The 23,431-nt window shown below is 34.3% G+C and carries 25 protein-coding genes; 9 read left to right on the top strand and 16 right to left on the bottom strand.

Going from position 1 to position 23,431, the window contains the following annotated elements:
* Nucleotides 1-18: 18 nt before the first annotated feature.
* From fliM to fliF, 8 genes are all read right to left on the bottom strand, one after another.
* Complete coding sequence (gene fliM / locus J3U23_RS08925) at nucleotides 19-1,050, bottom strand: flagellar motor switch protein FliM (RefSeq protein WP_267339061.1); 1,032 nt, start codon at nucleotides 1,048-1,050, stop codon at nucleotides 19-21.
* 5 nt (nucleotides 1,051-1,055) lie between these two features.
* Nucleotides 1,056-1,517 (bottom strand): flagellar basal body-associated FliL family protein, encoded by a 462-nt coding sequence (locus tag J3U23_RS08920; RefSeq protein WP_065561871.1) that lies wholly within the window; start codon nucleotides 1,515-1,517, stop codon nucleotides 1,056-1,058.
* 175 nt (nucleotides 1,518-1,692) lie between these two features.
* The gene (locus J3U23_RS08915) at nucleotides 1,693-2,778 is read right to left on the bottom strand and encodes a flagellar hook-length control protein FliK (protein WP_267339059.1); all 1,086 of its coding nucleotides are present in this window, start codon (nucleotides 2,776-2,778) and stop codon (nucleotides 1,693-1,695) included.
* Nucleotides 2,768-3,232, bottom strand: coding sequence for a flagellar export protein FliJ (fliJ, locus tag J3U23_RS08910; protein ID WP_220225476.1), 465 nt, complete (start codon nucleotides 3,230-3,232; stop codon nucleotides 2,768-2,770). The genes J3U23_RS08915 and fliJ overlap by 11 nt, the downstream gene beginning before the upstream one ends.
* Nucleotides 3,216-4,613: a flagellar protein export ATPase FliI gene (gene fliI / locus J3U23_RS08905; protein WP_416380098.1), complete on the bottom strand. Its 1,398-nt coding sequence runs from the start codon at nucleotides 4,611-4,613 to the stop codon at nucleotides 3,216-3,218. The genes fliJ and fliI overlap by 17 nt, the downstream gene beginning before the upstream one ends.
* Nucleotides 4,603-5,352 (bottom strand): FliH/SctL family protein, encoded by a 750-nt coding sequence (locus J3U23_RS08900; RefSeq protein ID WP_267339057.1) that lies wholly within the window; start codon nucleotides 5,350-5,352, stop codon nucleotides 4,603-4,605. The genes fliI and J3U23_RS08900 overlap by 11 nt, the downstream gene beginning before the upstream one ends.
* Nucleotides 5,345-6,343 (bottom strand): flagellar motor switch protein FliG, encoded by a 999-nt coding sequence (gene fliG / locus J3U23_RS08895; RefSeq protein WP_065733610.1) that lies wholly within the window; start codon nucleotides 6,341-6,343, stop codon nucleotides 5,345-5,347. The genes J3U23_RS08900 and fliG overlap by 8 nt, the downstream gene beginning before the upstream one ends.
* Nucleotides 6,343-8,037, bottom strand: coding sequence for a flagellar basal-body MS-ring/collar protein FliF (gene fliF / locus J3U23_RS08890; protein WP_267339055.1), 1,695 nt, complete (start codon nucleotides 8,035-8,037; stop codon nucleotides 6,343-6,345). The genes fliG and fliF overlap by 1 nt, the downstream gene beginning before the upstream one ends.
* A 153-nt stretch (nucleotides 8,038-8,190) precedes the next feature.
* Here fliF and fliE point away from each other — a divergent pair, with 153 nt between their 5' ends.
* Nucleotides 8,191-8,502: a flagellar hook-basal body complex protein FliE gene (gene fliE, locus J3U23_RS08885; RefSeq protein ID WP_065561864.1), complete on the top strand. Its 312-nt coding sequence runs from the start codon at nucleotides 8,191-8,193 to the stop codon at nucleotides 8,500-8,502.
* 235 nt (nucleotides 8,503-8,737) lie between these two features.
* Here the strand turns inward: fliE and fliT are convergent, their stop codons facing one another.
* The 3 genes from fliT to fliD are packed head-to-tail and all read right to left on the bottom strand — an operon-like array spanning nucleotide 8,738 to nucleotide 10,904.
* A complete protein-coding gene (gene fliT / locus J3U23_RS08880; RefSeq protein WP_065733612.1) occupies nucleotides 8,738-9,088 on the bottom strand; it encodes a flagellar protein FliT in 351 nt (116 codons plus the stop codon).
* 2 nt (nucleotides 9,089-9,090) lie between these two features.
* Nucleotides 9,091-9,459: a flagellar export chaperone FliS gene (gene fliS / locus J3U23_RS08875; protein ID WP_065561862.1), complete on the bottom strand. Its 369-nt coding sequence runs from the start codon at nucleotides 9,457-9,459 to the stop codon at nucleotides 9,091-9,093.
* A gap of 11 nt (nucleotides 9,460-9,470) precedes the next feature.
* Nucleotides 9,471-10,904, bottom strand: a complete 1,434-nt coding sequence (gene fliD / locus J3U23_RS08870) for a flagellar filament capping protein FliD (RefSeq protein WP_220225471.1) — start codon at nucleotides 10,902-10,904, stop codon at nucleotides 9,471-9,473.
* A gap of 660 nt (nucleotides 10,905-11,564) precedes the next feature.
* Between fliD and J3U23_RS08865 the strand changes: the two genes are divergently transcribed.
* The 8 genes from J3U23_RS08865 (at nucleotide 11,565) to flgL (ending at nucleotide 18,967) form a co-directional block, all read left to right on the top strand.
* Entirely contained in the window at nucleotides 11,565-12,377 is an 813-nt protein-coding gene (locus J3U23_RS08865) for a flagellin (protein ID WP_065562537.1), read from the top strand.
* 172 nt (nucleotides 12,378-12,549) lie between these two features.
* Nucleotides 12,550-13,266, top strand: coding sequence for an RNA polymerase sigma factor FliA (locus J3U23_RS08860; RefSeq protein ID WP_065562536.1), 717 nt, complete (start codon nucleotides 12,550-12,552; stop codon nucleotides 13,264-13,266).
* A gap of 185 nt (nucleotides 13,267-13,451) precedes the next feature.
* Nucleotides 13,452-13,772 carry a flagellar transcriptional regulator FlhD gene (flhD, locus tag J3U23_RS08855; RefSeq protein WP_141673924.1) on the top strand — a complete coding sequence of 107 codons (321 nt, stop codon included), beginning with the start codon at nucleotides 13,452-13,454 and terminating at the stop codon, nucleotides 13,770-13,772.
* Nucleotides 13,773-13,785: 13 nt separating this feature from the next.
* Nucleotides 13,786-14,391 (top strand): flagellar transcriptional regulator FlhC, encoded by a 606-nt coding sequence (gene flhC / locus J3U23_RS08850; protein ID WP_081299485.1) that lies wholly within the window; start codon nucleotides 13,786-13,788, stop codon nucleotides 14,389-14,391.
* 55 nt (nucleotides 14,392-14,446) lie between these two features.
* Nucleotides 14,447-15,334 carry a flagellar motor stator protein MotA gene (gene motA / locus J3U23_RS08845; protein WP_065733614.1) on the top strand — a complete coding sequence of 296 codons (888 nt, stop codon included), beginning with the start codon at nucleotides 14,447-14,449 and terminating at the stop codon, nucleotides 15,332-15,334.
* Nucleotides 15,334-16,221, top strand: coding sequence for a flagellar motor protein MotB (gene motB, locus J3U23_RS08840; RefSeq protein ID WP_065733615.1), 888 nt, complete (start codon nucleotides 15,334-15,336; stop codon nucleotides 16,219-16,221). The genes motA and motB overlap by 1 nt, the downstream gene beginning before the upstream one ends.
* A gap of 148 nt (nucleotides 16,222-16,369) precedes the next feature.
* Nucleotides 16,370-18,013 (top strand): flagellar hook-associated protein FlgK, encoded by a 1,644-nt coding sequence (flgK, locus tag J3U23_RS08835; RefSeq protein ID WP_267337174.1) that lies wholly within the window; start codon nucleotides 16,370-16,372, stop codon nucleotides 18,011-18,013.
* Nucleotides 18,014-18,028: 15 nt separating this feature from the next.
* A complete protein-coding gene (flgL, locus tag J3U23_RS08830) occupies nucleotides 18,029-18,967 on the top strand; it encodes a flagellar hook-associated protein FlgL (RefSeq protein ID WP_267339054.1) in 939 nt (312 codons plus the stop codon).
* 94 nt (nucleotides 18,968-19,061) lie between these two features.
* On the opposite strand, the gene flgJ is transcribed toward flgL, so the two are convergent.
* The 5 genes from flgJ to J3U23_RS08805 are packed head-to-tail and all read right to left on the bottom strand — an operon-like array spanning nucleotide 19,062 to nucleotide 23,417.
* On the bottom strand, nucleotides 19,062-20,051 hold the full coding sequence (flgJ, locus tag J3U23_RS08825; protein ID WP_065733618.1) for a flagellar assembly peptidoglycan hydrolase FlgJ: 990 nt from the start codon (nucleotides 20,049-20,051) through the stop codon (nucleotides 19,062-19,064).
* A gap of 12 nt (nucleotides 20,052-20,063) precedes the next feature.
* Entirely contained in the window at nucleotides 20,064-21,167 is a 1,104-nt protein-coding gene (locus J3U23_RS08820) for a flagellar basal body P-ring protein FlgI (protein WP_267337176.1), read from the bottom strand.
* 11 nt (nucleotides 21,168-21,178) lie between these two features.
* Nucleotides 21,179-21,856 (bottom strand): flagellar basal body L-ring protein FlgH, encoded by a 678-nt coding sequence (locus tag J3U23_RS08815; protein ID WP_081299484.1) that lies wholly within the window; start codon nucleotides 21,854-21,856, stop codon nucleotides 21,179-21,181.
* Nucleotides 21,857-21,866: 10 nt separating this feature from the next.
* Nucleotides 21,867-22,649: a flagellar basal-body rod protein FlgG gene (gene flgG / locus J3U23_RS08810; RefSeq protein ID WP_065562527.1), complete on the bottom strand. Its 783-nt coding sequence runs from the start codon at nucleotides 22,647-22,649 to the stop codon at nucleotides 21,867-21,869.
* 18 nt (nucleotides 22,650-22,667) lie between these two features.
* Nucleotides 22,668-23,417: a flagellar basal body rod protein FlgF gene (locus J3U23_RS08805; protein WP_267339053.1), complete on the bottom strand. Its 750-nt coding sequence runs from the start codon at nucleotides 23,415-23,417 to the stop codon at nucleotides 22,668-22,670.
* Between the last annotated feature and the right edge of the window lie 14 nt (nucleotides 23,418-23,431).

Raw genomic sequence — 23,431 nt, 5'->3', positions numbered from 1 at the left:
CTATCATCACTTGGTATATCACTCATTGAACACTCCTTCATTCAATTGTTCTAAAACTGGATTGCTTATCTGATCTACTTGGATTGCATACTGTTTATTTACGCTACCATAATGACCTTTTAATACTGGTACACCGCCAATGGTGACATCAAGGCTTGTTGGTTTTTCGATATCCAAAATATCACTGACTTTTAATGCTAATAATTTGGCAACAGTTGTTTGAATGTTTGTAAAGTTTGCGACTAACTCAACGGTTGATTGTTTAATACCACTCGTCAGTGAGCTCATCCACACGTTATCATCTTGGTGAGTTTGGTTTTCTATCGGTGGTTTAATTAATAGCTCTTTAATTGGTTCAACCATTGCATAAGGAATACATATGCAAAATGTTCCTTTAAAATTACCAATTTCGACTAAAAATGATGAAGTTAACACAACATCGTCAGGCGAGCTGGTAATGTTGGTAAATTTGCTTTCTACTTCAGAGCGGATGTATTCGGTTTCAATATTGTATACATCAATCCAGGAGCTTTGATAAGTTGTTAAAGCAAGACTTAATACTCGTCGAATAATCTCTTGCTCAGTATGAGTAAACTCTCGTCCTTCAGTATCAACATTAGTAGTATGGCCATCCCCACCAAAAAGAGTATCAACAACAATAAATACTAATTCAGGTGAAAATGAAAATAAGCAACTTCCCCGCAAAGGGTTAAGATGAACTAAATTTAAATGATTGGTTGCTGAAACATGTGAAAACTCTTTAAACGTTTGAGGCTCAATGGGTGAGGTTATAACATCAGTATTTCGGCGTAATAAATTAAATAATCCAATTCTAAATTGACGCGCAAAGCGTTCATTAATAATCTCTAACGCGGTTAGTCTTTCTGGGATAAAGCTATGTTTAACTGATATATCATAAGGCTTAACTTCAGTCCGTTTACTTTGTTGTAAATGATAATTTTGCTCAACATCATTTTTTATACTGGCTGAATTATTTTGTGAATGCAAAGATTCACTTTTATCGGTATTAGGTTGAAGCTTATCAGACATGATAATTACCTTACAATGAAATCAGTAAATAGAACTTCATCAATTTTTACTGAATGTTTTGCATCATATTGGCGAGATAATGCCATTTTTATCTGCTCTTGTAATTCAAGTTTGCCTGACTCTTTCTTTAAATTATTAACGTACTGTTTTGAAGTTAACAAAAGTACGTCACTTCTTACTTCAGGAAGATAATCTAATAAAACGGTTTTTTGTTCTTCATCAGCGACGCGTAACACCATACCAACGTATAGAATTTTATTGATTTCTAAATTTTCTTTAGATGGTGGAAGTGAAATTGTGAAAGGTTTTAATGTTAAAAAAACCGGTGATAACACTTCTGGTTCTACATGGGGCGTCGTTTTAGGAGAGTCTTGTAACCATAAATAAGCAGCAAAACCTGTTGCTAAAAGGGTAATTAAAATAAGTACTAGATTTAAAATACTTATTTTTTTCTTGGTAGTTTGCATATTTATTATTGTCTCAATGAAAATTAATGAAATGTCTATTTAAATAGCCAAAAATTACCAAAATAATAAATCATGCTTTGAGAATTAATTGGAAGAATAGGCAGTAAAAATATGACCTATTCAACCTTTTTAATCTCTAGCTATCAAAACATAGTACTGTTTTAAATACTATTATTTAGGCAAAAATACTTAATCCTGATTGAACAATGTTTGATGGATGATCAAGTTCATGAAGTGTTTGATTTTTATCGCCCATTAATTGCTCTATTTCAAACTCTTGTTTATAAGGTGATGAGGAGTCATTCATCATTGAAAAATCACTAATATCGGTCTGCTCTAACATAATACCTTGTTCTTCCAATGAAGTTCTTAATTGCGGTAAAGCTGATTCTAACACGCTTTTAACCATATTATGTGCAACAGCCATGTGAAGATTCATTTTGTCATCAACTATTGCCAATTTAATATGCAGCGAACCCAATTCTTCAGGGTGTAATTTGATTTCCGCATTTTGGATACCTTGACGACAAACGAGACTAATTTTTTCGTTTAATGTTTTTTGCCATTCAGTAATATCCATTGGCATAGGCAAATTTATATTTAACGTTTTTTGACTTTCAATTAATGGTGTTGATGTGGTTAATTGATTTGGGCTATGGACTAGTAATGTAGGTTCTTGTTCAAAGTGGTTAATATCAAAATTGGTGATAGGTAAATCGATATTATTATTTTGAGTATTAGTAAGAGTTGGTAATGGTTGATTTGAGGTTTTAACTGAATTTATATTGGTTGATATATTATGTTCATCATTCGTTAGCAAGCTTGTTTGTTCATTTGCTTTAATGATCACTTGTTCACTACTATTAATAATAGTGAGTATTTCTGCTGCTTTTTCATCTACATTGATATCATCAGAAACTGGTGCCTTTAAAAGTATATCATTAGCTGTAGTATTAATTTTTAATTCACGTATTGCTGGCTGTTCAGTATGATTATGCTCATTATTAATTATAGGCTCTTCATCGACTTGCAAAGTTAGTGGAAATAGTGTGAATAATTCATCACTATCTTCCTCTTCTTGATCATCTAATTGATGATCGAGTTTGCTCTCGAGAATATTAGCTTTGGCTAGGCTATTATTTTCGCCTTGTTTTTCATTAAACTGTAATAAAAGCTGAAAAAAATCGTCTTCAATAATTGATACTTCATTCAATTCTATAGGTGATATTAATGGGATATCACTAAATTGATTAATATTCATTCAACATTCTCCTTGCTAACTGCTGCTGTGCAAATTCATCGGTTAATTTTTGTTGTAAACGGCTTTGCTGTAGCAGTCGTTTTTTATCTTGTTTATCCAATAATGTGGTGTAAGTATTGAGACTTTTTTGTGATTGATTTAGCTCATTGGTGATCTGTTTTTGTTTAATTTCTAAAGTTAACAATAACTTTTTTTGTTGTGTGATCCCTTGCTCAATAGCAGTAATAAAAGCATTAAAATTGTTCAGTTCTGATCCCGTAATGCCAACTGATAATGCTTTATTCAAGCGCTGTTGGTACTCATTATAGTAATCATTTAATACATTTAGTTGTGATTGAGCATTACGCTTATTATCATGCGCATTTTTTAATTTAATCAATTTGTCGTCGACTGATTTTTCAGCTAACTTTTTTAATGTTAAAAAGGCAAATTTACCATTATATTGATTGGCCATTGTTCTTTCCTAAGTTTGAATCAACAATTCTTGCTAACTGTTGATAAGCGTCTTGATAACTACAATGTTCATAAATTCCTTGTTGTAAAAATTGTTGCATAGCAGGAAAAAGCGTTATTGCCTTATCTAATAAAGGATCGGTTCCTGCTACATAAGCGCCAACATTTATTAAGTCACGATTTCGTTGGAAACTTGAAAATAATTGCTTAAATAACCGTGATTTTTTTTCGTCTTTGGTTAGTTCTGTCATCACGCGACTTATTGATGCTTCAATATCAATAGCTGGATAATGACCTGATTCGGCAAGAGAACGGGATAAAACAATATGTCCGTCGAGAATTGCTCTAGCTGAGTCAGCGATAGGATCTTGCTGGTCATCACCTTCGGTTAGCACGGTATAAAAAGCGGTAATAGCGCCTTTGCCTTCTGCGTCATTACCGGCTCTTTCAACTAATGCTGGTAATTTTGCAAATACTGAAGGAGGATATCCTTTAGTCGCTGGTGGTTCACCGATCGCTAAGGCTATTTCACGTTGTGCCATGGCGTATCGTGTTAATGAATCCATAATGAGTAATACATTAAATCCTTGGTCACGAAATTTTTCAGCAATTTTAGTCGCGTAGGCTGCACCTTGTAGACGTAATAATGGCGATACATCAGCAGGCGCGGCAACAACAACAGATCGAGCTAAGCCCTCTTTACCTAAAATATTTTCAATAAAATCTTTTACTTCTCGACCTCGCTCACCGATTAAACCAACCACAATAATATCGGCTTTGGTGTATCTTGCCATCATGCCAAGTAAAACACTTTTACCAACGCCTGAACCTGCAAAAAGCCCCATTCGCTGACCTTGACCAACGGTTAATAATGCATTGATTGCACGAATGCCAACATCGAGAACTTGATGAATTGGTGTTCGGGTTAGCGGATTTAGTGTTTTATTAATTAATCCTTCATATTCGATATCTTCAGGTAATGGTTTGCCATCGAGAGGTTTTCCCATTGCATCGACAACTCGGCCTAATAACCCCATACCAATTGGTAAAACTTTGTGGCTAAAATGTGTTAAATCATATTGTGATGTATAAACTCTTGCATCGAGTAATATACCGTCTGTTGATTCAAACGGCATGAGGTATAGTGTTTTTCCCTTAAAACCAATTACTTCACACTCAACGGCTTGGATTTTTCCATCTAATTGTCGTTCAACAAAACAGTTGGACCCTAATGGTAGTTTTAAACCAATAGCTTCTAGAACAAGACCAGACGCTTTAACCAATCGACCATATTGACGAATTAAAGATGCAGACTCTAATTTCTGTTTAGCACTATCAATTTTAGTTGCCCATTGCGTACAAAAGCTCACCTTAACGCTCATCTCCATGCACTGTGTCTGAAATAATTTGCCAGTGATTGGTTATACTTGCGTCGATCTCATTTGTTTCAGTAAATATTTTGCAGCCACCTAATTCTATATTTGCATCGGCAATAAATTGCCATTCGTTTTTTAGTTGATCATCTAGCAGTGGCTCTAGCCATAAAAAATCATTCGGATTGATTCGAACCACAATCGGTGTAATTGTATTTTGTTCAATTAATGACTTGATCGAATGCATTAATTGCTTTTGTTTTACTTTGGATAACGAACCAACAGTTTTTTCAGCGGCAAGTAAAGCGAGATCAAATAGCTTTGGTACAATTTTTTCATCAATTTGATTAAGTGACTGCTGAAAATGAATTGCTAGATTTTTGATGGATTCAACAGTATTTAATTTTTCTTCGTTTATCTGTTGTTCTATTTTCTCCAGCCCTTCTTGTTGGCCTATTGTTAACCCTTCCTCATACCCTGTTTGTTTACCAATATTGAAACCTTCTTCTTTACCTAGATTAAAGCCTTCTTGATAGGCTTCTTCTTGTGCTTGTTGTTTGATATTTTCAAGTTCTAGCGTTATTTCAGGGCTATTAATATCAATAAAATTGGTATCGGCCTCATCGACTATTTCAAGTTCTGGTTCACTCTCTTCTAGCTCATCGGTTTCTGGTATAAGTGGTGATGATTCTGCTAAATCTTGAAAGTGTAATGGTTTCCAAGTTAAGGTACTAGCTTGATTATACATATTCATCATCACCGCTACTTAAGATCATCTCACCAGTTTCAGCTAAACGACGAGCAATAACCAAAATTTTCTTCTGTTCGGTTTCAACTTGTGACAAGCGCACTGGTGGTCTGTTTTCTAAATCTTCACGTAATATAGATGCAGCACGTTGCGACATATTCGATAATAATTTTTCCCGTAATGGTTCTGTCGCACCTTTCAGGGCAATAATTAAGGTTTCATTATCCACATCTTTGAGTAGACGTTGGATACTTCTATCATCCACATCAACCAGATTTTCGAATAAGAACATTTCATCAATGATTTTTTGAGCTAACTCATTGTCATAATCACGTAATGCATTGATAACCAATTCTTCTTGTTGTGATTTCATCAGGTTGATGATTTCTGCTGCGGTGCGGATACCACCCATATTATTAAGTTTAATATTTTGTCCATGTAGTAAAGTTGATAACGATGTTGATAAAACTTCTAACGCTGAAGGCTCTACTCCACCGAAGGTTGCAATACGTAGCATTACATCATTACGCAGATCATCATCAAATAGATTTAATATCTCAGCAGCTAAGTCACGATTTAAGTGAACTAAAATTGTGGCGATAATTTGTGGATGCTCTTTCTTAACCAAATCAACAGCTCTGGCCGCATCAACAAAGTTAAGCATTTTTAAGCCATCGGTAGTATCTTCAATATCGGTATCTAACAGTTCATCAAGTAGACGGCTGGCTTTATCACTACCAATTGATTTTTCGAGAACTTTTCGTAGATAGCCATTAGTATCGGTATTTAATACGGCACAATCATCAAGTGTGGTTTGACAATCATTAAGAATATTTTTGAGTTGTTCTTGGGTTAATTGTGGTAATCCCATCATGGCACTACTAATTTGTTGTACCTCTTTATGGTCTAAAAATTGCATTACTTTTGCAGCTAATTCTTCACCTAAAATCATTAAAATTGTCGCTGCTTTTTGAGATTCACTTAAATTCATTACTCGGTGTCCTTCTTGTTCATCCAACCACGAATAATGAGAGCCATTACACGAGGATCTTTTTCGACAATTTTTCGGATGTATTGCTGTTGTTGCATATTATCTTCAAAAATTTTCTGTTGCAGTTTACTGTGTGCTTTATAATCAAGCTTATCTTCAGCGCCCATCGTGCCGTCAGATTTATCCGTATTGAGGTATTGTCTTTGAATCTTAATCCATACCGAACGCAGTACTTTTCGCCATGCATACCATATTATTAATATATAAATTAGATATTTAATTGCCGTTTTCAGCATGTTGTAAACTTCATGTTTTTGTAAAAAGGTGATGGCGTCATTTTCATCATCTATTTGATCTGTAAATTTCAAATTTGCCACCGTTAATGAATCACCGCGCAAGTCTGAAAATCCCATAGCTTGACGTGCTAGCGCCTCAATATGAGTAAGCTCTTCTTTATCGAGTTTTACCCATTTTTCGACCGCTTCATTTTTTTGATTTTCTTCATTTGACGATGCAACTTCATTGATTGTCGCAAATTTGTAATTAACTAGAACCGCGACAGATAAGCGCTTGATACGACCTTCAGGAATTTTGCTATGAATAATTTGACGATTAACTTCAAAGTTCAACGTATTATTGGATTGTAAATGATACATTTTTTGCTTGTCGTCTTTATCTTTTACTTCATTCTCTCCATCAATTGGTGCACTTGGTGTTGGTACTGGTTGGTTAGATAAAGCCCCTGGTACACCACCAATAGCATTGCTTGATGCTAATTGACGGTTTTCAACTTGCTGCTTACTGCGAATGGTTTGATTGTTAACATCGCTATTAGGATCATAGATTTCGGATGTTGATTCCTGACGGCTAAAGTCAATGTCAGCATTAACTTGAACTTTAACATTTTGTTTACCTAAAATCGGTATAATGATTTTTTCTACGCGTTCACGCACCAAATTTTCGATTCGTTCACTATATTCTAATTGGGCAACATTAACGTTAGTATCGCGGTATTTTTCTCCAGTCAATAAATTACCGTTTTGATCGATGATAGTGACTTTATCCGCTTGTAATTCCGGCACACTACTTGAAATTAAGTGGATAATAGCGTCAATTTGACCTTGAGATAGCGAGCGACCCGGTAATAAAGTTAATGCGACTGATGCAGAAGGGAATTTTCTTTCTCTAACAAATAAAGAGGGTTTTGGCATAGCCAAATGCACTCTGGCATCATCAACACTACTAATGATTGAAATTGTTCTGGATAATTCGCCTTCTAATGCTCGTTGATAATTGATTTGTTCATTGAACTGGCTCATTCCAAAGCTTTCTTTATCGAGTAGTTCAAAACCGATAGCACCGCCTTTAGGTAAACCTTGTTGAGCAATTCGTAGGCGAGTATCATAAATTTTATTTTCGGGAATTAAGATCGTTGTACCGGATGATGAAAACTTATAAGGAATATTCATTTTATCAAGTTGGCTAATGATTTCACCGCCATCTTTATCATTCAAATTACTAAATAGCACACCGTAAGCATCACTCTTAAGCCATAAATAGGTGATACTACTTATAGCTATTACGATCACTCCTACAATAAGGAGCAGCATTTTTCGATTTTGTTTTAATTGATTGATAAATGGTAACTTATTCAATATTGATTCGCCTTTGTTACCTACTGACTGGCTATCCATATGTATCCTAATTCTAAACAGGTTAGATTAATTCTAGGGTCTATTATCTGTGTATTTATAAAAATCAATAGCTAAAAAAGCACATGCTTTACCCTTTAGTTATCGCTTTTAGATTGTTATCTTTGTGATAATTTAAGCGGTAATTTTATTAAGATGAATATAATTAATATGATGAACAGTATCGAGGCTTTTAATCCGGCAACTAAATTGGATTTTTCTTCGAATCAACAGGTAAGTAAAGAGCAAAATTTTGTTGCTGAATTAAAAATGGCATTAGATAAAATTAGCCAAACTCAAATTGAGGCAAGTAAGCAAGCTAAAGCGTTTGAGATGGGTGAACCTAATGTTTCATTAAATGAAGTAATGGTTAATATGCAAAAGTCTTCGGTTTCATTGCAATTTGGCGTGCAAGTTAGAAATAAGTTAGTAGCAGCGTATCAAGAAATCATGAATATGAATGTTTAATTTATTAATGATTCTATTTGTTTAAAAATCGTCATTCATTAGCTGCCAATTCTTATCAAAAATTGGTTTTCATCTATATTGTTAAAAAGTCAGCCTACTATTCACCTTTTATAACCTTAACAAGTTTAATTTAATAATAAAAAAAGTTTGAGGAGCGGGGTTTTTAGCGATTCTAATATGCAAAAAACCCCGCTCCTCAATTATTTTTAGTCGATCTTTTTGATTACTTAGTGAATTATGCTAGGTTGGCAATTTTTTGGTAACTATCTATTTTAGTTTGATAATTAACCTGCTCGCCAATGAGTCTGGTAAGTTCACCATGCCGTAGATGTATTAATTGTTCTAATTGCTCTTGATAACCCAAAATATTATTGATATACATTCGAATAATATCTTGCTGAGGTAATGCTATAGTATCTGTAACATTTAGTTGGATATCTTTAGATAATTGGTGGTATTGAGCTTGCCAGCTGATTAATGATTCCCAGTTTTCTTTTTGTGCATTAATTAGCATTTGCTCAACAACATAATTAAGCTTTTCATATTGTTCTAATAATAAATTATTATTTAAAACTGATATTCCCATAACTATGCTATCTCCCGCCAAGCTTGAGCAATGTTATCAAGCAAATTAAAACAGACTTGCAGTTTGTCTTTATCATTATGTAAATTGGCTAAAACCAACTGCTGACTGATGTATTGATATAATTGATCTAAATTTTCGGCAATTTCACCACCTTGCTCTAGATCAAGTGAACTCTTAAGTCCATTATCTATAATATTAATTGCTTTCGAAATGGCTTGCCCTTTGCCTGCAATATTCCCTTTTTCTATATATAACTCAGCTAAACGAATAGCATTAAGTGCGCCCTCGAATAATAAAACAATAAGCTGATGTGGCGAAGCCTGATTAACACTCGTTTCTAAATTAACTTGCTTATAAGCTTGAACTCCCATTTTTATATTCCTTATTTTTTCATGTTCGCCATCATTTCGAATTGTGTGGTTAAGTAATTGCTCATACCATTTAATTCATTGATCAAGATATCTAATTTAGTAAACTGTACACGATAACGTTCAATAGTTTGGTCAATAGAGTTGTTAACTTGATCATAGCGTTTATCTAATGATTTTAAGGTTGAGTTTAAGCCGTTAGTTGCGGTATCAATCATGCCATCACTATCAATGAAGCTACTCACTTTGGCACATACTTCGTTAGCTATGCCTGTCGTTTCACCATCACCAATAAATAGCATGGCGACTGCTTCACTGTTTTCTTTGAGGGCTTTTTCTAATTCGTTTTCTTTAATAATTAGCTTGCCATTACTATCCATATTGATACCGATTTGAGCCAATACAGAGATTTCACCAGCTTGACCTTTCGAAAAGATAGATCGGATACTTTGATCTATATTACGTAGTGTTGAATCACCAACCAGTGGTCCATTATTACTATTTAATTCATCTGAATTGGCATCACTAGCAGTAAATTGAGTTAAGGTTGATATCGTTGATTGTAATTGATTAAATGCCTCCACCCACTCTTTAAGTGCCTCTTGGGTTTTTTCGTTATCTGCGTTAATAGTTAAATTTTGCGATGTGGTGGTTACTGCTTTTAAAGTGATATCAACGCCAGGGATGACATCTTTAACGGTATTTGATGCACTATTGACGGTAATACCATTAAAACTAAATTTAGCATCTTGCGCTTTAGCGACTTCGCTCATTGCTGATGAATCAGCTTGATTAATATCAAAACCAACTAATGAATTGAGTTTTTCATCATCGGATGATATTGAAGTTATAGTTTGTTGTTCACCCGTTTCTTTAGATGTGATAACCAGTTGATAGCTATCGGTTCCTGAACGAACAATTGTTGCATTAACGGGAGATTCACTGATTGAACCATCTTCATTAACCACTTTAGCTTGGTTAATTGCATTTGCGATTGATTCTAAGGATGTTTCATCTTTACCTAAAGTGACATTTAATTTTTGACCATTAGCTTGTTCGATGGTGATTGTTCGCGTTTCATTATTGTTACCTAACGCTGTTTGTTTATCGTTTATTGTATTAGTAGCAACGCTGTGTGCGCTTGCAAGTTGTTGCACACTCACTGCATAATTACCTAATTGAGCATTGCTACTTACGTTAGTAGTAAAGTAGTTGTCATTGCCCGATACTGTTCTAGCTTGGAACAGCTCTTTTTTTTGTAGTTTTGCTGTTGCGCTATTAAATGTTGATAATGCACTTTTTAATTTGCCAAAACCGCTTATTTTATTATTAATTGTTTTTTGCTGTGCTTTTATTGGCGTAAGACGGTTTTTTTCTACCGCTTCTAATTGATCTAATACTTCATTTAAATCAATACCAGAACCAATCCCCAATATACTCATTGCCATGTTTTATTATCCTATTATAAATTCTTTCATCTCTTGTTTTATCGACTGATGTAATAAAAAGTTTAGATATTTTTACTAATAAATAATTAGGTTTTGGCAATGCATATATTGCTAGGCGATTTTATCTATTCAAAAACCAGTTATTTATTCAGTTATCAATGTTATATCCATATCAATTTTGCTCTGTAAAAAGATGTAGGTGACTTATCGCTGCTGGAGTTATAAATTATCTTTTTAATCAATGAGCTTTGATATTCCAGAGTGTTAAAAGCTAAATGTTTTTCTAAATGGTTTTAAGGATGGCAGTCGTAATTTAAAAATAAAATTAAGTAGTGATCTTTCTAATATAATTTCTATTATTAGTAAATATATTGCAATTATTTAAATAGATAGGAGGTTAGGCACTTTTGCCGCGGCCTTTATTAAATAAGGCTATCAACTGTTTTTTACCGATTAATTTACATATAAAAATGTATTAGGACCTCTGATCGTTTTATCAAACTTAATTAGTTATTCGGTTTTATTCGACGACATAAAATAAAAATTAAAAAAATATTAAAGTTTCTTTTTTTAATACCGATAACTAAATCATCAGCAAAAGTATTGAATAATATTTTCAATATCTCGTTGATCTAACTAATCATATTAAAGGAGATAAAAATGGCACAGGTAATTAATACCAATACTATGTCTTTAATGGCAAGAAACAATCTGAATAATTCTCAAAGTGTTCTTGGAACTGCAATTGAGCGTCTATCATCAGGTATGCGTATCAACAGCGCTAAAGATGATGCAGCAGGTCAAGCAATCGCTAATCGTTTTTCTTCAAATATTCGTGGTTTAACTCAAGCTGCACGTAATGCAAATGACGGTATCTCTTTAGCTCAAACAACTGAAGGTGCATTAAACGAAATTAATAACAACGTTCAACGTATTCGTGAATTGACTGTTCAAGCGGCAAATGGTACAAACTCTCAAAGCGATTTAGAATCAATTCAAAACGAAATTGATCAACGTTTAGAAGAGATAGACCGTGTATCTAAACAAACTGATTTCAATGGTACTAAAGTATTATCTGCTGATAAAACACTTAAAATACAAGTGGGTGCAAATGATGGTGAAACTATTGAAATCAATTTGAAAAAAATTGACAGTACTGAACTCGGTTTAGCTTCATTTAATGTTTCTTCAAGCCCAACAGCAGATCCTTTAAAAACACTTGATGCTGCATTATCAAAAATTGATGAATTACGTGGTGAGCTTGGTGCGGTACAAAATCGTTTTGAGTCAACTGTGACTAACATCAACAATACAGTAAATAACTTAAGCTCAGCGCGTAGCCGTATTGAAGATGCAGATTATGCTGAAGAAGTATCTAATATGACTCGTGGTCAAATTTTACAACAAGCAGGTACTTCAGTATTAGCACAAGCTAACCAAGTACCTCAATCTGTACTGTCTTTATTACAATAAAGTATATCTCTAAAATTTTACTTTAATTTTTATACTATAGTAATAATGGTATTTTTTAATACCATTATTGCTAATAATGTTAATTACCTATTTTTTAATACTTTATTCTTGCCATTAACTCAGTCAATTATCGTCATAATATTCCTTAGCATTTTTTACAATGGTTTAGGAAATGAGTGATAACCTGTATAACTCTCAGGGTGTAGTGAATCAAATCGATTGGCAACAATATATCTATTTAGTTCGTAATGAAGCGTTGAAATTAGCTGTTCGTTTACCAACGACGATTGAGCTTGATGACTTGTTACAAGTTGGTTATATCGGTTTATTAGAATGCATAAAACGTTATGATGCAGCACAAGGTTATACTTTTACTACATTTGCTATTCCTAGAATAAAGGGAGCAATGTTAGATGAGTTGCGTAGTCGTGACTGGCTACCAAGGCAAACCCGAAAAAAAATTAAAGATGTCACTAACGCCATTAATGAATTGGAACAAATTCTAGGTGTCCCACCTAATGATCACCAGATAGCTGCACATCTGCAATTGTCTCTTACTGAATATCGCAAGGTGTTATTAGATTCAAATTATAGCCAAATCTGTTCTTACGATGAGATACAAAAAAAACTCGGCGATAATTTGGATGCGCTGATTGAGCCTGATTCCGATAACAATCCTTTTGCTTTTATTATTAATGATGAAATTCGCAATATTATTGTTCAACAAATTGATAACTTACCTGAAAAAGAAAAAATGGTTTTAGCGCTCTATTATCAAGAAGAGTTGAATTTAAAAGAGATTGGAAAAGTGTTAGATATTAGCGAATCTCGCGTAAGTCAATTACATAGCCAAGCAATAAAACGAATACAAAGTAAAATTAATATATAAAAAACAGAATAAAACAGTAAAACATGAAAAAATAAATTGAAAATAAATCGAAATGATTTTTTTATTGACCTTTTGCTTTTAAAAATGTAACTTTAAGTGAAAAAAAACGAATTAAGATATTTTTTACTGATTTCGCATTTTTTTATGCGAGAAAAATATAAATTTTGGTGAGTAAATTGGGAAATATACAAGAAGACGATATTTTGAAATGTATACATCATTTAAATCTTTCAACGCTTTTATTAAGCCAAAGAATGATAGAGAAAGATAAAGTGATGGCAATGTATCGATTAGGAATTGATGAAAAAACCGCTGATATTTTGAGTAATTTAAGTGCTTCTCAAATGTTGGTTTTATCTGAAACCAATCAATTAACGTTTCAATTTCGATTTAAAAATTCAGCAATGATGGAAAAATTAACTGAAGAGTCTCGCGTTAGTGATATAAAGCAGATGCATACAGGGATCCTTCTATCAAGCTTACTTTTAGATTCTATTAATAAGTAGGTAAATGATAAAAATGAGTAGCAAAAGCATTATCCAAAAATATAAAGAAGTCCAATTAGCTATTCGATTAATTACACTCGGCGCTAGAATTCAAATGTTGGAAAGTGAAACCAATTTAAGCCGTGGAAAGCTGATTAAATTATATAAAGAAATCCAAGGATGCCCACCACCTAAAGGTTTACTTCCTTTTTCTACCACGTGGTTTATGACTTGGGAGCCTAATATTCATTCAAGCATGTTTTATAATGCTTACCGATTTTTAGTCAAGCATGGTACTAAATCTGGAGTTCATGCAATTGTTAAAGCTTATCAACTTTATTTAGAGCAATGTTCCCTTCATCACGATGAAGAGCCGGTTTTAGGCTTAACTCGTGCATGGATTTTAGTTAAATTTGTTGAAAGTAATGTTATGCAGCAATCGTGTTGCAAAGAGTGTAAAGGGCGATTTATTACACACGCTTACCAGCCACATAATAGTTTTGTTTGCAGTTTATGCCAACCGCCATCAAGGGCCGAAAAAAATAATAAAACGCATAAAGAAAGCCAAGCAAAATGCTTACAAGTTTTATCAATACCTAGTGCATTCAACTTAGTCACCGCAAATCAGGTAACGGTTTAGATAAGCAATTAATTAAAAAAGTTTAGTTACATTTTATAGAGATAAAGGAAAGCCAATGCTAATAATTATAGGATATATTGTTGTTATCGCTTCTGCTTTAGTTGGTTATGTGCTAAGTGGAGGGTATTTGGCAGTACTTTTTCAACCATTAGAGTTTTTGATAATTGGTGGTACAGCTATTGGTGCTTTCATTGTAAGTAATGAAAAGAAAGCAATAATTGCTACACTTAAATCGTTAGGTAGTTTATTTAAAACATCAAAATATAATAAAACTCTTTATTTAACATTAATTAATTTAATGTACACCATTTTAACTAAGATACGTCAAAATGGGGGGTTATCTATTGAAGAAGATATTGATAATCCAAAAGAGAGTGAGTTATTTAAAAAGTATCCACTTATTCTTGCCAATCCACAAATATGCGATTTTATCACTGATTATTTACGCTTAATGATTAGCGGAAATATGGAAGTTTATGAAATTGAAGCATTAATGAATGAAGAAATTGAGACGTATACCCATGAATTAGAAAAACCTGCAGATGCGATTTCTAGTGTGGGCGATGGGTTACCTGCTTTTGGGATTGTGGCTGCGGTTATGGGAGTGATTAACACATTAGCACAAGCAGATAGGCCTGCTAGCGAGTTGGGTGAACTTATTGCACATGCTATGGTTGGAACCTTTTTAGGAATTTTACTGGCTTATGGGTTTGTTTCGCCACTAGCTGCTTTATTAAGACAGAAGAATGCTGATACAGTAAAAATTTTAGAATGTACTAAAGTTATTCTTATTGCCAGTATGCATGATTATGCTCCACAGATTTGTATTGAGTTTGGTCGAAAAACTATTTTTTCGCATGAGCGACCATCTTTCTTTGAATTAGAAAAATATATTCAAGAAGTGAAAGATAAAAATGCTAACCCAACAGAAAATAATGAATAATGAAAGATAAGCCAGTAAGAATAATTATTTCTAAAAAAAAGTCAGGGCATGGCGGTGGCCATCATGGTGGTTCGTGGAAGATTGCTTATGCAGATTTCATGACTGCTATGATGGCACTTTTTTTAGTCATGTGGTTGATAGCCAAATCCAGCCCACAAGAATTACAAGGAATTGCCGAATATTTCAGAACGCCATTAATACTAGGTCAAAATGGTGGTAAAAATATTAGCGATAGCGAAAGCCCTATTCCTGGTGGTGGCGATGATGTCAGTAAAAGTTTGGGCGAAGAGCAACAGAGCATAATAAATGAACAACCAATAGATCCCAATATAGTTGAAAGAAATCAATTGATCGAAACTGCTCGTAAAATTTATGAGGCGTTTGAACTTGATCCTCGACTGCAAAAATTAGCGGCTAATCTTATTGTTGAACTAACTGAAATGGGGTTAAGAATTCAGATTTTAGCAACTGATGATAAACCAATGTTTGATGTTGGTAGTGCAGTTATTCATCCTAATATGCAAGAAATTCTTCACGCTCTAGCACCAATAATAAACGATTTACCCAATAAAATGACCTTATCAGGGCATACTGATGAGCGTCAATATATAACAGGTGATAGAGGTTATAGTAACTGGGAGTTATCTGCTGATAGAGCAAATTCGTCAAGACGAGAACTTATCGCTGCTGGATTAGATTCAAGCAAAATTATTCGAATTATTGGTTTAGCTGATACGGTAGGTTTAAACAATCCTAATTATAGTAAAGATGCTAATCGCCGTATTAGTATTTTAATTTTGAATAAGTCAGCTCAAAAATATATTGAAGATGAAAATACAATGACGGGAATAGATTTTTTAAAACAAGCAACTAAATCTGAAAAATAGCATTGGAATTACACAGGTTAAGCCTGTTAAAAAATTAAATTTCAATTATTTTCTAAAAATAACTAAAGTTTTATCTTTTTTATCCGATATAAGAATAACCCTTTAAGTTAATAATTTGATTATTGACTAAATATATTTAGGAGCTTTTATGTCAAATTCATTGATGAATACCGGTATTAGTGGATTAAATGCTGCGCAAAATATGCTTAATGTTATAAGCAATAATATCAGTAATGCGCATACCGTTGGTTACAATCGTCAACAACAAATTTTGCAACAAGCAAATGGCACTAAATATAATTATGGTTTTGTTGGTAACGGTGTATCTGTATCATCAGTTAATCGGGCATATAATAGTTTTGTGGTTGGTCAATTACGTCAATCTCAATCACAAAATGGCTCTATAAAGGCTTATTACAATGAGTTGTCAAAAGTCGATAATTTATTAGCGGAGAATGATAATAGTATTTCCTCGCAACTAAATAGTCTGTTTGCAAGTTTAAATAAACTTTCTTCAAATGCGGGTGATGCCGCTTCCAAGCAAACAGTAATAAATGATCTTAGCTCGTTAGTCAGTCAGTTTAATAAAACGGAATTGAATTTAAAAAATCAGATTGCCAATATCAATACTGAAATTGTTAATAATGTTGATACCATTAACTCTTATACCCAACAAATTGCTGATCTTAACCAAAAAATAGCAAGATTACAGGCAGTAAGTGGTGGTCATGAGCCGAATGCATTGCTTGATGAACGCGATCAACTGGTTAATGAATTAAGCGAGATGATAGGCATCACTGTTACTGAGCAAAATGGACAATACAATATTTCACTACCTAATGGTTTAAGTTTAGTGCAAGGGTCATCGGCAACTCAGTTATCTGTACAGCCGTCTAAAGATGATCCTGCTTTAAATACAATTATTTACACTCATAATTCTGGTGCGACTCAAGAACTATCAAGTCAAAATATCGCATCAGGCCGATTAAATGGATTATTAGCTTTTCGTGATGGACCACTCCTAGAAGCTCGCAACCAATTAGGTTTGATTGCGTTAAATCTAGCAGAACGATTTAATGAAGTACACATGTCAGGGGTTGATATTAATGGCGAACCAGGTCAGAAATTATTTGATTATCATAGCCCAACTAGTATTGCTAACGCCCAAAATCAAGGTAATGCCACTGCTAAAATTAACTATAACTCAGTGACAGACGTCAAAGCATCTGATTATAAAATTGAGTTTGATGGTAACGATTGGGTCGTAACCAGATTATCTGATAACAAGCAAATTACCCCTCAAGTTGAAGATGGTAAGTTGTTGTTTGATGGGTTATCTATTGAAATAAATGGTGATCCAGTAGCGGGTGATAGTATCTTACTTAAACCTGTTGCAGATGTAGCATCATCACTCCAGCTACTAGTTAAGGATGTCAACAAACTAGCAACAGGTATTAATGATGATGAAAATGGTAATGGCGATAATCGTAATGTAGCTAAATTGCTTGATATCCAAAATGAAAAATTAATTAATGGCACTAAAACGTTAAATAGTGCTTATAACGCCTTAGTTAGTTATGTGGGAAGTGAAACACAGACAGCTAAAATTTCAGCGCAATCTAGTCATAATATTACTCAAGAAATTTATGAGCAAAATCAATCAATATCAGGCGTTAATATTGAAGAAGAATATATCTCTATGCAGGTTTATATGCAGTATTACCAAGCTAATGCAAAGATTATTGATGCGGCAACCACAATATTCGATACCATTTTAGGTTTAGCTAAATAATAGAAGGGTTTAAATATGCGTGTTAGTACTAATGCAATGTATCAAAAAAATTTAACGAGTATTTTAAATACCAACAGTAAATGGCAAAAATCAGGATTGCATTTAGCAACCGGTAAAAAAATCTTATCACCTTCTGATGATCCTATGGGGTCATCGCAAGCATTAATTTTAAAACAGGCTCAATCAAGAAATACTCAGTATCAATCAGCTCGTGAAAGTGTTAATAACTCGTTAAGTCGCCAAGATACAGTACTAAAAGAAGCGAATACTGTTATCCAATCAATTCAAGAGACACTAGTTTATGCGGGTAATGAGACGTTAAACGATGAAAATAGACGTGACTTAGCCAATAAATTACAAGGATTAAAAGATCAATTAATCTCGTTAGCTAATGCTAAAGACACAAATGGTAATTATATCTTTGCTGGAAATAAAAATGATACACCTCCTTTTGTTGTGGATGAATCAGGTAAAGTTAATTATGTCGGCGGTTCTACAACGATTAATATTTTTATTGATGATACGCGTGAAGTGTCATTAAGTTTCACTGGTGATCAGATTTTTATGTCAGGCGCCAATAGTTCTGTGGAAAGTGATGTTTTTGCTAGCATTGACTATGCATTAGAAGTACTGCAAATCGGGTTAGATGATAATGACCATGATGCGATTACGCAATTCAGAGAAGGTTTATCGAAAGCTAGTCAAGGCGTTGATAATTCGTTTGAAAATATCTCAACAGTTAGGGCTGCAGGTGGTAATGTGTTGTCGGAAGTTGAGCGATTAACTGCACTAGGTAAAACCTTGGACATTGATTTTCAAACACAAATTAGCCAAATTGAAGATGTTGATTGGTATGAAGCCATTGCAGATTATGTGATGTTACAGGCGAATTTACAAGCAGCTCAATATACTTTTATGAATATGCAAAATATGTCCTTATTTCAAATGAAATAACTTTCTGTCATCACTTATTTAAATCGTTAATAAACAGGAGGCTTATGCCTCCTATTTATTAACTTCATTAAAACTTAGTTAATTTATTTAGTTATTATTTAAAGGCAATTTGTCTAAAACCTGATATTGATTTTTGCGGTGTATTTCTAGCAATTTCTTCAATTCGACTAATAATTTGAATTAACTTTTCGCTATAGTTAGGATCGGTTGCATAGTGTGCATCTTGCAGTGCTTTGGCTGCGGTTCTTGCATCAGGTGCGTTAACAACGGCACGATAACGTGGGCTTTTGGTAAGTAAATCAAGATAATCTGCTAATGCATGTTGTTTACTTTTATAAACTCTAAATTCATCTTGAATCTTAACCATATTGTTATTTAAAAATTCTCGTGTTGTTAACCGAGTTGAATTGCCTTTCCATGATGATGTCGCTTTTATGCCAAAATAGTTGTGACTTGGTTGATTGTCGGCTGTTTTTATCTGCTTTTTACCCCAACCTGTTTCTAAGGCCGCTTGTGCAATGATAACCTCATAAGGAATACCTGACATTTTGGATGCCTTTTTAGCTGGCTCAAACCACTCGACTATAAATTGCGTGATATGGTCTTTATCAAAATCATTAACTGCTGGTGGTAATGGTTTGACGTTAGTATTAGTTAATTTATTCGTTTGCTGGTAAAGCATTTGACCTAATGCCGCAGGCGATGAATTTGAATCACTAAATAAAGATTGTGCTAATTCTATATTATTAGCCTGAGATTGTGGGGTAATAGATCTATTTGGCTGATTATTTAATTGTTTGGCAATAATATTGGCAAGACCTAATCCTTTACCTGCAGCCTGTTGAGCAATTTGCTGATCAAACATCGAAGTAAATAACTGCATTGCAGATTGATTAAATAATCCACCATTAGGAACGGCTTTTCGCATAGATTGCATCATCATATTGACGAATAGTGTTTCAAACTGATCGGCAACTTGCTTGACACTTTCACTTGATCCACTAACAGCGTTACGCCTTAATTGGCCAATGCTCGAAAAATCATAAGCAAAGCGATTAATAGACTGATTAACTAGGTTTTTCATAATAATTATGCTTTAAATCGTTTCTAATGCAGCGTGCAAACAACCAGCGGTTTTTAATGCCTCAAGTATCGACATTAATTCTGTTGGATTTGCGCCTAATAAATTAAGTGAGCTAATTACTCGGTTTAAATCAGCGCCAGAAGCTAAATTATGTAATGCTCCGCCATCTTGTTCGATGCTAACCTCATCATCAGGAACAACTACGGTTTGTCCTCCGGCTAACGGAGTGTTAGGCTGGCTAACTTTTAATTTGTTATTGACCACCACAGACAAATTACCATGAGCAACGGCACAATTGTCTAATTGAACTTTTTGATTCATCACCACCACGCCAGTGCGTGTATTAATGACTACTTTTGCTGAAATTGGTGAAGCACTAATTTGTAGGTTTTGAATCTTCGATAATAATTTAACTCTTGCCTGACTATCTTGTGGCATGTTCAATTTAACCGTCATACCATCTAAAGCAACTGCGATATTTTTTTGTACCTTGTTAATTGCTTCAGCGATTTTTGATGCCATGGTAAAGTCAAAATGGTTAAGGTGTAAGTGAATGGAACTTTTTTCATCTAAGCGGGTTGTTAATTCCCTCTCAATTGTCGCTCCACTCGGGATAGTTGCACCAGCCATTTGATTAACTGTTACACTACTCCCTTTGCTGCTTGCGCCCATACCACCAACAAAAAGATTACCTTGAGCAATGGCATAAACTTGATTGTCGGCACCTTTCAATGGCGTCATAATCAATGTGCCACCGCGAAGGCTTTTGGCATTACCTAATGAAGAGACAACAACATCAATTTGTTGCCCAACTCGTGCATAAGATGGTAATTTAGCCGTAACCATTACCGCAGCAACATTCTTTAATTGCATGTTACTACCTGATGGTACGGTAATACCTAATTGCGAAAGCATGTTGGTTATACTTTGAATGGTAAATGGTGTTTGTGAAGTTTGGTCTCCAGTACCATCTAGCCCAACAACAATTCCATAGCCTACTAAGGCGTTTTCACGCACGCCTTGAATAGTTACTAAATCCCTTATTCGTTCGGCATAACTATAGGGTGTGCCCACTATCATTATTAAAATAATAAAAGTTCGTAATTTATTAAGCATAATCAGATTCATTAAAAAGGTGAAAGATTAAAAAACAGGCGTTGTAACCAACCCATAGTTTGAGCTTCATCAATGTAGCCATTACCTACATATTCAATGCGAGCATCGGCAACTTGAGTTGAAATAACGGTATTGTTACCACTTATTGTCCTTGGGTTAACAACGCCTGAAAATCGAATAAATTCTGTTCCCTGATTTATTGCAATTTGTTTTTCACCAATTACTTTTAAATTGCCATTAATCATGACATCTTGAACGGTGACGGTGATGGTTCCACTAAATGTATTTTTTGCATTAGCGCCACCAGAACCTTTAAAATCGTTACTGCCTGAGATATCAGTATCTACTTTGCCTCGACCAACTAGCCCATCTAAAAAGTGAGGAACAGTTTTTACACCTAAATTTACCCCACCATTACGGCCAGCATTAATAGATGAACTTTTGCTCGCACTCACATTTTCTTGTAATACAATAGTTAATACATCACCAATATTGCGAGGTCTACGATCTTCAAACATTGGTTGATAGCCAAAACTACTTGGTTGTGATGCTTGATATATTGAGCCACTTGAATTAACAATTTCTGGCATTTGAGGAACAATACTGGTTTGCCCTTCAACTAATGCTTTTTTAGGTAATTGGCTACAACCGACTAATAACATCATTACTAAAATATAAAGATATCTCATTATCATAGTTTTATAACTGATTTAAACGTTGCAACATTTGGTCAGACGCTGATATTGCTTTACTGTTAATTTCGTAAGCACGTTGTACTTGAATCATGTTAACTAACTCTTCTGCGACATTTACGTTAGAGGTTTCGATATAACCTTGATACAGCAATCCAGCACCATTTAATCCCGGTGTATTTTCAGTTGGAGCACCAGAGCTTTCGGTTTCTAAATAGAGATTTTCCCCAACACTTTCTAACCCAGTGTCATTAATAAAAGTATGTAATGTTAATTGACCAACTTGCACTTGAGTTGATTGATTGGCTAAGGTCACACTAACAATACCATCCCGTGCCACGGTCATTTTTATCGCATTTGATGGAATGTTGATGGTTGGTTGAATTTCGTAACCAGCAGCCGTAACTAATTGACCATTTTGGTTAACTTGAAAAGCACCACTTCGAGTATAAGCTAGCGTTCCATCAGGCATCAGAACTTGGAAAAAACCTTGTCCATTAATAGCGATATCACTGCTATTATCAGTTAATTCTAAATTTCCTTGGCTATGGATTCGTTCGGTAGCTACAGGCCTAACACCGGTACCAATTTGTAATCCAGAAGGTAGTGTTGTTTGTTCAGATGATTGAGCGCCAGGTTGGCGAATAGTTTGATATAACAGATCTTCAAAAACAGCACGTTGGCGTTTAAAGCCACCAGTACTAACGTTGGCTAAATTATTGGAAATTATATCCATATTCATTTGTTGTGCAGTTAGCCCAGTTTTTGCAATCCATAATGATTTAATCATTGCTTTTTCCTATTTTAATTATGTTAACGATAATATTTGATTGGCTCTTTGTGCATTTTCATCTGCTGTAGTAATTTGCTTCATCTGCATTTCAAATTGACGAGAATGGCTAATCAAATTCACCATTGCAGTAACAGGATTAACATTACTGCCTTCTAATACTCCAGACATCAGTTTTGCGTTAGGATTATCTATTAATACTGCACCACGATTGTTAACAGTTGTTGCATGAAAAAAACCGTCATCGCCACGTACCAACTCATTAGGTTCAAGGTGAACTTTCTTTATTTTTCCAACTTGAGCAATGGTTGTGCGTTTATCACCTGCACCTAACGCTGATAAAGTTCCGTCGGCACTGATACTAACTTGTGAACGCTGAGGAACTGTTAATACGCCATTATCACCAAGTAATGGATGACCTTGGATATTAAGCGTGCCATTTTCATCAATTTGAATCGCACCATTACGGGTATATGCTTCACTACCATCAGCTAATTGTACAGCTAGCCAATCATCTTCAGATAAAGCAACGTCTAAATCTCGCCCAGTGTAATTAAATGCACCCATTGTTGAATCATAGGTAGGCGTGGTTGCTGCAACCATGGTCCTTGTTGGCATACTATTACCCACAATAGGAACGGCTTTCATTGCCGTTAATTGAGCACGAAAGCCTGCTGTTGATACATTAGCTAAGTTATGACTGGTTATGGATTGTTGATTTAATGTTTGGCTAGCGCCAGACATGGCAGTATAAATAACGCGATCCATACATATTCCTTAAA

The sequence above is a fragment of the Gilliamella sp. B3367 genome, assembly GCF_026536825.1.
In the GTDB taxonomy this organism is placed as follows: domain Bacteria; phylum Pseudomonadota; class Gammaproteobacteria; order Enterobacterales; family Orbaceae; genus Gilliamella; species Gilliamella apicola_E.
This window is presented reverse-complemented; position numbering and strand designations above follow the sequence as displayed.

Coding starts and splice junctions, on each gene's coding strand:
- flgJ (WP_065733618.1), bottom strand. CDS start 20,051: ATGAAAAACCTAGTTAATCAGTCTATTAATCGCTTTGCTTATGATTTT.
- J3U23_RS08820 (WP_267337176.1), bottom strand. CDS start 21,167: ATGCTTAATAAATTACGAACTTTTATTATTTTAATAATGATAGTGGGC.
- fliT (WP_065733612.1), bottom strand. CDS start 9,088: ATGGGAATATCAGTTTTAAATAATAATTTATTATTAGAACAATATGAA.
- fliE (WP_065561864.1), top strand. CDS start 8,191: ATGAATATAATTAATATGATGAACAGTATCGAGGCTTTTAATCCGGCA.
- motB (WP_065733615.1), top strand. CDS start 15,334: ATGAAAGATAAGCCAGTAAGAATAATTATTTCTAAAAAAAAGTCAGGG.
- J3U23_RS08865 (WP_065562537.1), top strand. CDS start 11,565: ATGGCACAGGTAATTAATACCAATACTATGTCTTTAATGGCAAGAAAC.
- J3U23_RS08860 (WP_065562536.1), top strand. CDS start 12,550: ATGAGTGATAACCTGTATAACTCTCAGGGTGTAGTGAATCAAATCGAT.
- J3U23_RS08920 (WP_065561871.1), bottom strand. CDS start 1,517: ATGCAAACTACCAAGAAAAAAATAAGTATTTTAAATCTAGTACTTATT.
- fliS (WP_065561862.1), bottom strand. CDS start 9,459: ATGGGAGTTCAAGCTTATAAGCAAGTTAATTTAGAAACGAGTGTTAAT.
- fliJ (WP_220225476.1), bottom strand. CDS start 3,232: ATGGCCAATCAATATAATGGTAAATTTGCCTTTTTAACATTAAAAAAG.
- fliF (WP_267339055.1), bottom strand. CDS start 8,037: ATGGATAGCCAGTCAGTAGGTAACAAAGGCGAATCAATATTGAATAAG.
- flhC (WP_081299485.1), top strand. CDS start 13,786: ATGAGTAGCAAAAGCATTATCCAAAAATATAAAGAAGTCCAATTAGCT.
- motA (WP_065733614.1), top strand. CDS start 14,447: ATGCTAATAATTATAGGATATATTGTTGTTATCGCTTCTGCTTTAGTT.
- fliI (WP_416380098.1), bottom strand. CDS start 4,613: ATGAGCGTTAAGGTGAGCTTTTGTACGCAATGGGCAACTAAAATTGAT.
- flgG (WP_065562527.1), bottom strand. CDS start 22,649: ATGATTAAATCATTATGGATTGCAAAAACTGGGCTAACTGCACAACAA.
- flgK (WP_267337174.1), top strand. CDS start 16,370: ATGTCAAATTCATTGATGAATACCGGTATTAGTGGATTAAATGCTGCG.
- fliD (WP_220225471.1), bottom strand. CDS start 10,904: ATGGCAATGAGTATATTGGGGATTGGTTCTGGTATTGATTTAAATGAA.
- J3U23_RS08915 (WP_267339059.1), bottom strand. CDS start 2,778: ATGAATATTAATCAATTTAGTGATATCCCATTAATATCACCTATAGAA.
- fliG (WP_065733610.1), bottom strand. CDS start 6,343: ATGAATTTAAGTGAATCTCAAAAAGCAGCGACAATTTTAATGATTTTA.
- fliM (WP_267339061.1), bottom strand. CDS start 1,050: ATGTCTGATAAGCTTCAACCTAATACCGATAAAAGTGAATCTTTGCAT.
- J3U23_RS08805 (WP_267339053.1), bottom strand. CDS start 23,417: ATGGATCGCGTTATTTATACTGCCATGTCTGGCGCTAGCCAAACATTA.
- J3U23_RS08900 (WP_267339057.1), bottom strand. CDS start 5,352: ATGTATAATCAAGCTAGTACCTTAACTTGGAAACCATTACACTTTCAA.
- flgL (WP_267339054.1), top strand. CDS start 18,029: ATGCGTGTTAGTACTAATGCAATGTATCAAAAAAATTTAACGAGTATT.
- J3U23_RS08815 (WP_081299484.1), bottom strand. CDS start 21,856: ATGAGATATCTTTATATTTTAGTAATGATGTTATTAGTCGGTTGTAGC.